Annotated in this window: 11 protein-coding genes; 6 read left to right on the forward strand and 5 right to left on the reverse strand. The window is 63.4% G+C overall.

Features of this window, described 5'->3' with window-relative positions:
* Positions 1–227 (forward strand): hypothetical protein (locus LJE93_04195; GenBank protein ID MCG6948103.1); only part of this gene is annotated, 227 nt, incomplete at its 5' end.
* On the opposite strand, the gene LJE93_04200 is transcribed toward LJE93_04195, so the two are convergent.
* The 3 genes from LJE93_04200 to LJE93_04210 all read right to left on the reverse strand — a co-directional run bounded on the left by LJE93_04200 (position 224) and on the right by LJE93_04210 (position 4509).
* A complete protein-coding gene (locus tag LJE93_04200) occupies positions 224–1498 on the reverse strand; it encodes a hypothetical protein (GenBank protein MCG6948104.1) in 1275 nt (424 codons plus the stop codon). The genes LJE93_04195 and LJE93_04200 overlap by 4 nt on opposite strands.
* Before the next feature lie 363 nt (positions 1499–1861).
* Positions 1862–3322, reverse strand: coding sequence for a hypothetical protein (locus LJE93_04205; GenBank protein MCG6948105.1), 1461 nt, complete (start codon positions 3320–3322; stop codon positions 1862–1864).
* A gap of 479 nt (positions 3323–3801) precedes the next feature.
* Positions 3802–4509: an arylesterase gene (locus tag LJE93_04210; GenBank protein ID MCG6948106.1), complete on the reverse strand. Its 708-nt coding sequence runs from the start codon at positions 4507–4509 to the stop codon at positions 3802–3804.
* A 37-nt stretch (positions 4510–4546) separates the two neighbouring features.
* Between LJE93_04210 and LJE93_04215 the strand changes: the two genes are divergently transcribed.
* From LJE93_04215 to LJE93_04225, 3 genes are read left to right on the forward strand one after another with little or no spacing between them, the layout of a single operon-like run.
* On the forward strand, positions 4547–5245 hold the full coding sequence (locus tag LJE93_04215; protein ID MCG6948107.1) for an ABC transporter ATP-binding protein: 699 nt from the start codon (positions 4547–4549) through the stop codon (positions 5243–5245).
* The gene (locus tag LJE93_04220) at positions 5242–7785 is read left to right on the forward strand and encodes an FtsX-like permease family protein (GenBank protein ID MCG6948108.1); all 2544 of its coding nucleotides are present in this window, start codon (positions 5242–5244) and stop codon (positions 7783–7785) included. The genes LJE93_04215 and LJE93_04220 overlap by 4 nt, the downstream gene beginning before the upstream one ends.
* Positions 7786–7803: 18 nt before the next feature.
* A complete protein-coding gene (locus tag LJE93_04225; protein MCG6948109.1) occupies positions 7804–8193 on the forward strand; it encodes an MAPEG family protein in 390 nt (129 codons plus the stop codon).
* 72 nt (positions 8194–8265) lie between these two features.
* On the opposite strand, the gene LJE93_04230 is transcribed toward LJE93_04225, so the two are convergent.
* Positions 8266–8622 carry a hypothetical protein gene (locus tag LJE93_04230; protein MCG6948110.1) on the reverse strand — a complete coding sequence of 119 codons (357 nt, stop codon included), beginning with the start codon at positions 8620–8622 and terminating at the stop codon, positions 8266–8268.
* A gap of 107 nt (positions 8623–8729) precedes the next feature.
* Positions 8730–9188, reverse strand: a complete 459-nt coding sequence (locus LJE93_04235; protein ID MCG6948111.1) for a YbaN family protein — start codon at positions 9186–9188, stop codon at positions 8730–8732.
* A gap of 271 nt (positions 9189–9459) precedes the next feature.
* Between LJE93_04235 and LJE93_04240 the strand changes: the two genes are divergently transcribed.
* Positions 9460–10752, forward strand: coding sequence for a hypothetical protein (locus LJE93_04240; GenBank protein ID MCG6948112.1), 1293 nt, complete (start codon positions 9460–9462; stop codon positions 10750–10752).
* Between the two features lie 284 nt (positions 10753–11036).
* Positions 11037–12032 carry an NTP transferase domain-containing protein gene (locus LJE93_04245; protein MCG6948113.1) on the forward strand — a complete coding sequence of 332 codons (996 nt, stop codon included), beginning with the start codon at positions 11037–11039 and terminating at the stop codon, positions 12030–12032.
* Positions 12033–12106 lie beyond the last annotated feature (74 nt).

Genomic DNA, 12106 nt, shown 5'->3' on the forward strand with positions numbered 1-12106 from the left:
CTGGGTTTCCGATTCTCCGGGCGCGGAGGCGTACTCGACGGTACGTCGAGCACCCGGAGATGAGAAAGCACAGCTGGGTGCGGCGGATCGCCGGCCGCAGTAGACAGCCGGTGAGATATGCAGGCTATCACAGGGGCGCCCGCGCGCAGCGCCGGGCCGCGTTCTACAAGAGCCGTGCGATTCCGCGTCGGGCGCTGCCGGAGAGGTTTCACAAAAATTCGCGCTAGGGAACTGAACTTGACCAGGGCGACAGATTTCCTGTCTCGAATCGGTCGCTGAACACAACTGGCCGAAATAACCGCGCTCTTACTTCGAAGTCAGTTTGTGTCCCTTGGTCGTCATCGTCCGCGTATGCCACCATGCACGCCCCGGACGCGGCGCAGTCGAGGGCGGGCGACGTTTGATTGTGCGCCTCATTGCTCACGATCAGTGGTCCCGCCGAAACGACGTCGGCATCTGGACCTACCACCGCTCCTTCCACGTCATCGAAAGTCGGCAAATCGGCGGCCCAGGCCAAAACGAAATTTCCGTAGAGGCCTGAGCTGGCGCCCACCGTGTCTCCCCAGCTCCACGCACTCATACTGTCGCTGACCAGGAACCCGTCTGCCGGACCCAGTGGCTCACCGGCAGGGTTCACTCGCCGAGCCCGCACAGACGTGAAGGAGGACTTCTCTTGCCACGCCACGAGATACCCGCCCGGGCCGGCAGCGACCCCCAAAGGAAAGGAGATGACAAGTCCCGGAAGTCCTGGATCGAAGCGGATCACAATCTCCGGCGCCACGCTCACCCCGGCCAGATTGGCCGACGCAACCTTGGCGTAAATACCTTTCTGATCGAGGGTATAGGCGATCAAGAAACTGTTCGTCTCGGCGAAGTAGGCGACATGGGGGTAATGACGGTCGACGGATCCGGTGGCGATGTTGGCCCAGCTCAGGAACGCCCCGTCCGAGGCTCGAATACGCTGCGCTGCGACATCCTCCAGCCCACCCCCCCAATGATTGTGATAGACCACGAGGTACTCGTCATCGAACTGGTTGTACGCCACATCGGGCGCCCTCTGATGATCGGCGTCCGCGACCACCGAAAAAATCGGACCCATCGAGCTGCCGTTCCAGAACACGGTTCGGGCCAGGACGTCGTCTTTGGTGCCGGTGTCCTGCTGTCTGGTCCAGACCACCAGGTACTCGTCTTGAGTTGGGCAATAAGATGCTTGTGCGTCAATGTGTTTCTCGCCCGCGCCCGCGACCACCGCGAACCAGGACAAAACCGTGCCATCGCTGGCCACCCGGCGGGCGTAAATATCGCTCGAAACGGCCCGGATGTTATGAAATAGAATCAGGTACTCATCGTGCTGCGGGTTGTAAACAACATCGGTGACCCGGTTGTACACATCGTCGTCCCACACGGCGATAGGATCGCTCACGACATCGAGGGCGGCCGCACTGCCGCCGAAGACCACGAGTACAATACTGAGCATCGGCCAAACAGTACGAGTCATGACCCCTCCTCAAATTGGTCAGGATCCACCATTTCTGTCTCAGGCTAAATTCTGAACAGACTCTACCAAGAACAGGGCCTCATTGAAAGTTCAGTATTTTCGCCATGTGCTTTTCGCTAATCGAACAGGGTTGTTGAAAAGTCACATGGAATCGGTGTCAAATCGGTGTCAGGAGAAACTTTCTTGACTTTCTTCATGGGCGCTGGCGTTTCCTAATCCTCCTCCTCGTGCCATTCTTCTTCTCTTCCGCCCGCCTTTCGGGACTCCGAATGCAACCCGTCGCCGCTTCGCACAGAGCAGAGTCGCAATTCAGTCCCCATACCCATGAAGGTGGGCCGTTGCCGACGCGGCGAATGGTGAGATTCAGGGGACCGTGTTCGACCACTTTGTGGTTTCACCTGTTTCGAACCCATCAGCGAAGATCGACGGATCGGCGCCGTTGACATACAGGGCGCCTGTACCTGCCGGATCGAGCCAGTCCGACAGTCGCGTTTCGGAAGAACCCTCGCCCGTCCATTGGCTATGGAGCCGCGCGAACCAATCGGGGAGATCGTTGCCACACGCCGCGTAGCCGCCGCTCAGGTCGCCGATGCACAGGCCTGAGGATTCATCGAGAAGGCACGCGCCCGACGAACCTCCCTCGGTAGTGCCCACGTCCCAGTCGTGGATTCTCCAGAACCGCCCGTTTCCCGGCGAGGTCGATCCGCCGACGGTCGTAATCGCCGGTGGGTCATTGTCGAAGCTGATGGATTTCTGATCACCCGAGGGGTGGTGGATCGTGACGGTGCTGTCGGGGATCTGACCGCTCCTGTCCCAGCCAATGTAGAAAACGTTGAAGGCGTCGTCGGGGACATGGTCCAGCATGAGCAACGCGAAATCGAATTGAAAATCGGTGTCGGAGTTAAAGGAGTGAGCGATCAGGGTGGCGCCGCTCTGGTTCTGACTGAGGCTGCCCCCGGACCATTCCTCGCACGCTGCAGTCTGGTAATTCCAGTACGCCACGACCGTCGCCGCGGCGGTGCCCGTCTGGACGCAGTGCCCGGCAGAATACAGGTAGGGCGTTTTTTCCTCGGAGGTGTTGTTGATCAGCTGCCCTGTGCAGAGGTACGAGGCCATTCCTTCGGAAAAGGTGTAGCGTGCGACCGACCGGATCTGGTCTGCAAAAAGGTCGCCCTCGGGGCAGACGACATTGACGTTGCAGCTGCCGCGCTTGGCCGAAAAGGCACCTCCCCGGCGCTCCCCGAACCCCCGGTAACCGTGGTTGACCGAACTGATTCGGAGACCGATCGGGGCATCTGCCGGGGCATGGAGCTCGGCCACCAACTCGTCACCCAACACCACTGCCGTCGACAGCCCGCCGAGGGCGTTGCGGTTTGCTGCCGTATACGGCCCCTGGATCCCCGATCCATCCGGAGCGTGGACCCAGAAGGCGGTGCCCGCCGGAAGATCGAACTGCTCCATGCCGAGGCTGATGTTGAGGGCCCCGGGCGAAGAGACGCGGAGCCGCCACAGCCTCGATCCGTCGTCAAGGGTTTCCCAGGTACCGCTGTTGTCCGGCGAAAAGTCGACGAGGATATTCTTCGCGAAGCGCGGAGCGACCGGCACGCCCAAATTCTCGCGCTCGACGTCCTCGGCCCGCAGAGCTTCGACATCCACCCAGGGCATCTTCCAGTGCTCGATGGTGTCAATGGACCGAACTCCAGGCAGCGCGCTCCTTGGAAGGAAACGCTCGTCGGCCGAGAAGAGAGCCGCAGGACCCATGAACACCATCACGGTCGCGATCAGGGATGGCGAACGGAAACGGAACGGAGCGCCAGATTTCATGTGTGTCCCCTCGATCAATTCGACGGCAAATGTCGGCCGGCGTCTCGTCCCGCTGGGGATGCCGTAACCCTCGGGTTGGGCTCCAGATCCCCCGGCGATGAGGACCACCCGATCGCTCTGATGCAGATAGCAATCGATTGTTCGACCTCCGATTTGGCCGGGTGGAACACAGTACACATCTCTATCGAAGTTCCATCACGACCTGAGCAGGAAACAGGATGTGCACGAAAATTTTGCCTTCCCTTGATTCTACCCAAGGTAGTTGGTTCCCAGGCTGCGGTTTGTCCACAGACGAATCCGGTGACCTGATTCGGCTTCGGTGAGTCAGAAATCGTTATCGGCACACTCAGCCACACGTGGATCGCTTAAACCTCTTAAGTACAGTGCTTTAGAAACTTAGAAAGTCAGCAGGCGCGATCCCCATCTGCCTGATTCCCAAGTTTCCAAAGCCCGGCACCCATACGAATTCGAATCGGGGGTCAGGTCAAGTCGTCGCGATCCTCGAGCATCCGCTCGAGGGGCGGGACGAGGCTCCTTGCGAGCCGTAGCTGGCCCTCGGCCGTGGGGTGGAGGCCGTCCGGCTGCAGGAGATCGAGGTCGAGCCCCACCTCGCGCATGAAACCGGGCACGAGGGTCGCGCCCTCTTCGAGCGCAACACGCTCGTAGATGGACGCGAATTCCCGACTGTAGTCGGGCCCATAGTTGGTGGGCAGATCCATGCCGAGCAGCAGTACTCGCGCACCACGCTCGCCGGCGCCCCGCACGATCTGTCGGAGATTGGCCTCGATGTTCTCGAGCGGTTGGCCGCGCAGGGCGTCGTTGCCCCCCAGCTCGACAACCAGGATCTCGGGCGTCTGTTGGAGGACCCACTCGAGCCGGTTGACACCACCGGCGGTGGTATCGCCGGAGACGCTGGCGTTGAGCACCTGCACGTCGTGGCCCCGCTCGCGCAGCAGCCGTTGCACAACCGCCGGAAACGCTTCGATTTCCGGCAGGCCGTAGCCGGCACCGAGGCTATCACCGAGCACCGCGATGGTCGTTGCCGAGGTCGGCGTCGGCGCCGCTGCAGTGGGCGTGGCCGTCGCGGGCCGCCTGTCGGACGGCGGGGCGGAGCAGCCGACGGCGGCGACCAAGCCAATTGCCGCCGCCACCCGAGCGGCGTGAAAACGTGAAATGATCATCATCATCGTGAGATTGTAACTGTCTAACGAAGGGGGACCTTCCGTGCATGATCAACCGGCTTCAAATAACGTGCTCGAGCTCCGCGGAGTCGGGCGCCGGCTGCCCTCGGGCGGCAGAATGCTCGATATCCTCGAGTCCATCGATCTGGAGGTGGGCGGAGGCGAGTTCCTCGCCATCCTCGGTCCGTCGGGAAGCGGCAAATCGACTCTGCTGGCCCTGATGGCCGGGCTTGACCGCCCGAGCACCGGCGAAGTGTGGCTGAAGGGAGAGCGCATCGACCATCTGTCCGAGGATCGTCTCGCCATCCTTCGCCGGCACTCGGTCGGCTTCGTCTTCCAATCCTTCCAGCTGTTGAGCAATTTCACCGCGCGCGAGAACGTCATGCTGCCGATGGAGCTGCTGGCCCGGACCGACGCCCGCAGCCGCGCCGAAGATCTGTTGGCCGCGGTCGGGCTCGGTGAACGCGGCCACCACTATCCCTCCCAGCTTTCGGGTGGCGAACAGCAGCGGGTCGCCTTGGCCAGGGCCTTCGCGCCGCAGCCGACCCTCCTGCTGGCCGACGAGCCGACCGGCAACCTCGACGGCGCTACCGGCCGGATAGTGCTCGACCTGCTGGTGTCGCTGCGCGCCGAAGAAGGGGCGACGCTGGTACTGGTGACCCATGATCCGGCGGTGGCCTCGCTGGCCGACCGGCGCATTCACCTGCACGACGGACGCATCGCGCACGAGGAACGGACATGAAGCTCACGACCTGGCTGGTCGTCGCCCTGCGCGAGTTCAAGGGCTCAGCCGGGCGGCTGCTGTTCTTTGCCGCCTGCTTGTCGGTCGGCGTCGCGGCGGTGGTCGCCGTGGCCGGCCTCTCCCGGGCCCTCGACGACGGCATCCAGGGGCAGGCGAAGCAACTGCTTGCGGCTGATCTGGCCATCTCGAGCCGCCGCCCGATCCCGGACGAAATGGTCGCCGCGGTCGGCGCCATGGCCAATGCCCGTTGGACCGAGGTGAGCGAGCTTCCGAGCGTGGTGTCGGTGCCAGGCGGTGGCGACGTTCCGGGGTCGTCGCTGCTCTGCGAGCTCAAGGCGGTGGGCGCCGACTACCCCTTTTACGGCGAACTGGTTATTGACCCGCCAGGCCCGATCACCGCCCTCCTGAACCCGCAGAGGGTGCTGGTCGATCCCGAGCTGCTCACCCGCCTCGGCATTGGAGTCGGCGATCACCTGCGCATCGGAGACGCGATATTCGAGATCGCCGGCACGGTCATCAGCGAGCCGGACCGGCTTGGGGTCTCCTTCGCGATCGGACCGCGGGTGCTGATGTCCGCCGAGGGTCTGGTGCGGAGCGCCCTGGCCGGTGTCGGCAGCCGCGTCGAGTACCGCCTGTTGGTGAAGCTCGATCCCGGTGTGAGCCAGGAGGAGGTGTCGGCGGCCGCGGCCGCTCTACGCAGTGCGAGCGAGGACTCTGCCTTCATCCGCATCGAAACCTACATCGAGGCCCAGCCGAACCTGCGGCGGGGGCTCGACCGGGTCGAACGCTTCCTCGGGCTGGTGGCGTTGGTGTCACTGCTGGTCGGTGGCATCGGAGTGGCGCAGGCGGTGCGCGCCTGGCTCGCCGGCCGACTCGATGCCATCGCCGTGCTGCGAGCGATCGGGATGCGGCCACGTGAGGTTTTCGGACTCTTTCTCGGCCAGACGGCCGCTCTCGCTCTCGCCGGGAGCGTGGCCGGTGCGCTGATCGGGGCCCTGGTGGCGAAGGCAGTGCCGGGATTTCTGACCGAGTTGCTGCCGGTGGCGGTAGACGTCGGGTGGCAGCCGGAGGCCATGATCCGCGGGATTGCTCTCGGCGTTGCAGTGGCGGTGCTCTTCGCTCTGCGTCCAATGATCGACGTCCTGCGCGTGCCGCCGGCACGGGTGCTGCGCAGCGATGCGGATCCGCTGCCGGTGAGTCGGCTGGCGGCGGTTGGTCTGATGGCCGTGCTCGCGGTCGGCATCGCCGCCGCCGCCACCGTCCAGTCGGGATCGATCGGGCGCGGACTTCAGTTCGCGCTCGGGATGATCGTGGCCACCGGCCTGCTCGCGCTCGGTGCGTGGTTGGTTATGCGTGCGGTGGGGAGCGTGCCTCGCGATCTTGGTGCGGTTTTTCTGCGCCACGGGCTGGCGGCGCTCGCACGGCCGGGGTCGGGCACCCTGGGCGCGGTGGTGGCGCTGGGCCTCGGGGTGCTGACCGTGCTCGGCATGTACCTCATCCAGGGCCGCCTCACCGCCCAGCTCGACGCCGAGCTTCCGGACGAGGCACCGACCGCTTTCCTGATCGACATTCAGCCCGAGCAGTGGTCCGGAGTGCGCTCCATTCTGCAGGAATCCGGCGCTGAAGACCTCCAATCCGTGGAGGTGGTGATGGCTCGCATTCAGGCCATCAACGGCGTGCCGGTCTCAGAGCTGGTAGACACGGCTGACGAGGGCTCGCGCGACCGTCGCTGGGTGCTGACCCGCGAGCAGAGGCTCACGTCGATGGAAACGTTGCCCGAGGACAACGTCATTCTCGACGGCGCACTGTGGTCGATGCCTGGACGGCCAGAGGTCAGTGTGGAGCGCGACTATGCGGAGGACCTCGGCGTCGGGGTCGGCGACACCGTGGTGCTCAACGTGCAGGGGGTGCCGCTGGAGCTGGTGGTGAGCAGCCTACGGTCGGTGGATTGGGGGCGTTTCTCGATCAACTTCTTCCTGGTGGTGGAGCCGGGGGTTCTCGATCGCGCACCAGGGTTTCGCATCGCCTCGGCGCGGCTGCCGGCGGAGGTGGAGGCATCGACCCAGGACCAACTGGCAGCCGCTTTCCCCAATGTCACCATGCTGCGCTTGCGTGAGGTCCTGCAGAGAGTGGTTGGCATTCTCCGACAGCTCGGCTTCGGCGTCCGCTTCATCGGCGCGTTCACGGTCCTCGCCGGGATCGCAATCCTCGGGGGATCGGTGGCGGCCGGGGCGGTGCGCCGAGGCCGCCAGGTGGCCCTGTACAAGACACTTGGGATGAGGCGGGCGGAAGTGGTGACGGTCTTCGCCGTCGAGTACGCCCTCATCGGTCTAGTGGCGGGAGTCATCGGAACGGTTGGCGGCGTCTTTCTGGCGTGGTTGGTGACCCGTTTCGGTTTCGAAATCTCGTGGGCGTGGTCACCGGCGGCGTTGCTGGCGTCGGTTGGCCTGACTGTCGCCCTCAGCGTGGCTGCGGGCCTGGCGGCCAGCGCGCGCTCGCTCTCGGCGCGACCGTTGGCGGTGCTGCGCCGGGCCGAATGAAATGGAGGTGAGCGGACAATGGAAATCCATATGTGGTCCATCGTGGTGGCATGGCTGGTGGTCTATTTCACCAAGCTGCCGGTGGCGGTCGCGATGCAGCGCGCCGGGGGGTATGACAATCGCCTTCCGAGGGCGCAGCAGGCTCGGCTCGAAGGCTGGGGGGCGCGTTCGGTGGCGGCGCACAAGAATGGCTTCGAGAGCTTCGCGCCCTTCGCAGCGGCCGTGCTGGTTGCTCATCTCGGCGGTGGCCCGGCGCGAATGATCGATCTTCTGGCCATCGTGTTCGTCATCGCGCGGGTCGGCTACGTGATTTGCTACCTCGCTGATTGGGCGTCGCTCCGCTCGGCGGTGTGGAGCGTCGGCTTCCTGGTGACCTTTGCGCTCTTCCTCGCGCCGTTGTTCGGTTAGCCGGGACCTGTCGAGGATTCTCCGCGCAGGCGGGCAACCCGCCACACCGCGATCACACAATGGGAGCGCGGGCTAGAACGGCTTGTAAACCGCGAGCCAGGCGGCGATTCCACCGAGCACGGGAAACGCTAGAAAGAGCCATGGCGCGAGCTCAGGCTTTCGTCGCAGCGGCAGCACGGCCATCACCAGTACCAGCCAGATGCCGAGCTTGATCCAGATCCAAAGCGGAAAACCACCGAACATCTCGAGCCGCGCCAACAGCCCGAAACCGGCGGTCAGGATGACCGCGACCGCTACCCCGTGAATGATCGCGGCATATTTACGCAACCGACGGTCGGTGCTGCCGCCGATGGCCGCCAGAGCGCCAAGCGAAACAAACAGCAGAACAATTCCGAAAATATGCAGGACTCGATAGAACTCGTAACTCATCCGTGCCTCCCTGTGGGTCAACCTCGGCCAGGCTCTGAGGTTTCCATCTGCCGGTACCCAGCGCGCTCTCCTTACCTTCATTGACGCCGACTGCGGTCAGATCGAGTTCAGGTCTTCGGGTCAGGCGTCCCCCGGACCTCCGCCGCGTGCGAACGCTGTCGGCGGCCTATGCGGAGCACGAAAAAGCTCCCGACAAGGCCGAGGGCGATGATCAAACTGCCCAGGACCGGGCGCGTATCGGCACCGAGGTTGACGCTCACAACGCTCGCGGCGATGGCGATCCACATGATCACCAGCGTTGTCACCACCGCCGAGCGAGGCATGGCCGCGCCATTGTCCAGATAGCCGAGAAACGGTCGGAAGAGCGGCACTCGAATCAACCGCTCCTCGAGCCAGGGGCAGCTGCGGGCGAAGCACCAGGACGCGCCGAGGAGGAAGACGGTCGTGGGCAGGCCGGGCAGGAAGACGCCGACACCACCGACGCCCACCATCACGATGCCGAGACCGGCCAGCAGCCAGCGCTGCAGGCGGCGGTCTTGGGAGCGAGTGTCTTCAGGAATCTCCATGGCTGCGTCAGTCGATCTCCGATTACAGAGATGTGCTGTCGAGGGGTTATCATTCCCTCCCTCGTACACCGGAAGGTCCGCTTCGAGTCGAGGATTCGTACGCGATTCCCACATGGCATTTCTCCCATCGTTGAGAGATTCAGCCTCTTTTTCAGCCTCGTTGTGACGTGTGCCGTACCACAAATCGGAATCGAAATCGGTGCCAATTCGCTGCCAGTCTTCGGGTATCATGGCCGGAAGAACCCCTATCGTCACCGTCGGGAGGCCTCTCATGTGGCCGAGATGCGTGGTCGTTTCTGTCCTGTTCGTCACCAGCCTGGTGGCGCCGTTATCAGCCCGAGCTGAAACCGCGCTCACAGTAGTCTCCGGTACAGGAAGCGGGTTCGAACTCAAGAGCTCTGTGACGGTCGACGGCGGAGAGAACGGCGACGACCAAGCGCGTGGCATCTCCGTCGCCGCCGACGGGACCGTCTACGCCACCGGCTACGTCACCGTCACCGGTCAGGGCCGGAATATCTGGCTCGGCAAGTACAGTGCGGACCTCGTGTACCAAGACAGCGTCAGGTTGAACGGAGCGGCGAACGGTGACGACGAGGGTTACACGATGGCATTCGACCCGAGCGGCAATGTGTACCTCGTTGGCTATATGACCACGACCGGTCAAGGGCATGACATCTGGCTCGGCAAGTTCGATTCAGACCTGGGTCTGGTCGATTCGATCATTGTCACGGGCCCGAGTGGCGACGACGACGACGGCTACGGCATCCTGTACGACAGTGTGAGTGGCAACCTCTACCTGGGCGGGACGGTGAGAGAGTCAGGTCAGGGCGCCAACATCTGGCTCGCCATTTACGACACCGATCTCGACCTGGTCAAGGAGATCACGATGGACGGGCCTGTCAGCGATACCGACAAGGCCCGGTTCCTTACCTTCGATGACACTCGACATCTCTTCGTGAGCGGTTCGATGACCGACGATCTGAGCCGCGATTACGCCATCTGGCTCGGTAAATTCGACGATGACCTGACCTTTGTCGACGAGGTCACAGTCGACGGACCGACGACCGATGAGGACAAGGGCTACGGCCTCGTGTTCGATGGAACGGACACGATCTTCCTCACCGGCACGATGATCGAGACCGACGAGAGCTACAACATCTGGATGGCGAAGCTCGACACCGACCTGACCATCCTCGACCAGCTCACGATCAACGGTCCAGCCGACGGCGAGGACGTCGCTTATGTGATGGAGCTGGGCCCGTCCGGACGCCTCTATCAGACCGGCACCTACACCGAGACCACCGGCGGCACGAATATCTGGCTCGCCCGCTTCGGCCCCTCGATCAACCTCGAGGCCTGGGTGACGCTCGACGGACCGGCCGGAGGATACGACACGGGCATTGGAGTGGCGGTGGGCAACAACAACGACCTGTACGTGTCGGCCATCATCAGCGACCCGGTGGAAGACTTCAACATGTGGTTCGGTCGCTTCGACATATCGACGATTTTCGTCGACGATTTCGAGTCGGGCTCGACCGGGGATTGGTCCAGCACCAACCCATAGGCGTGCATCGGGTGCAGCGTACGCAGTACTCCACCGATGCCGATCCTTCATATCTCGGATAGCCCAACATCCTTCCACACCATGTTGTATTCGCTCAGTGAGCCCGGTCTTCTCACCAGGCTCAACGCCGGCAGGCATGTGTTGAGAAAAACGGTTGACGCGAGTGACACGGGTCACTGGCAGATGCGATGGAGTCGCATTATCTTTTCTGGTTACCGGCCTTGCCGATCCATCCACCGCGACGGCCGCTCGGGCGGCCCGCGCTCAACCAGCGGGAGGTCACCATGCCAGACAGAAACGACACCTGGGCCGTCATCCTCGCCGGAGGCAACGGCAGCCGGCTGAGCCCACTGACCACGGACGAGAACGGGGTGGTGGTCCCGAAGCAGTTCTGCTCGTTCGGGGGCGGCCAATCGCTGCTCCAAGAGACGATCGAAAGGACCACCAACCACGTTGCGCAGGACCGGGTGATCGTGGTGGTGGCAGAAGAGCACCAGCAATGGTGGGAGCCACAGCTGATTGCCTTGAAGGACGAAAACGTGGTCGTTCAGCCGTGCGACCGGGGCACCGCGTGCGGTGTTTTGCTGCCGTTGATGCAGATCGACAGGCGGAATCCCGAGGCGACGGTCGTCGTGACACCGTCCGACCAGCATTTCGATGAGGAGAAAACCTTCCATCTCTCTCTGATGGAGGCGTTGTCCTACGTGAGGGAACGGCCCCGGTTGCTCGTTCTTCTCGGCATGGAGCCCGATGCTCCGGTCACCGACTATGGATGGATCACACCCGCGGAAGGTGGCGGCGAAGCCGTTCGACTGGTCACCTCGTTCGTAGAAAAGCCTGACGAACGCTCTGCCAAGGAACTCCTGCGAAACGGCGCCCTGTGGAGTAGCTTCACCTTCGTTTCCTCGGTCGAGTTCCTGCTATCGAGGTTCCGCCTGACCGTGCCGTGGCTGGTCGACCGCTTCGAGCCTGTCCTCGAGTACGGGTTTCGGGAAACCCGCAGCCAACTTCTGCCCGAGCTGTACGAAGAGATTCCGGCGGCGGATTTTTCCCGCAGTATCCTGCAGAAGTGCGACGACAGGGTCCACGTCCTGGCGGTCCCCCCCTGTGGGTGGACCGACCTCGGCACACCGGAACGCGTCGCCGCCTGTGTGGAAAAGAGGGAGCCCTGCTCGATGAACGAGGACGACTGCGAGGTCGGCGTGCGTCCACCGCTGGATCTCACACAGGCGGTTGCGAGTACCGGCACACGTGATCGCGAGTCCGCGGTACTCTCCTGACTCGAACCCTGTCCTCCCCCTGAGCGTGCCGCATCCTCGCGTACACGATCGAACATTCGACGTCGAGGTGGAAG

Source organism: Acidobacteriota bacterium (genome assembly GCA_022340665.1).
Lineage (GTDB): Bacteria > Acidobacteriota > Thermoanaerobaculia > Thermoanaerobaculales > Sulfomarinibacteraceae > Sulfomarinibacter.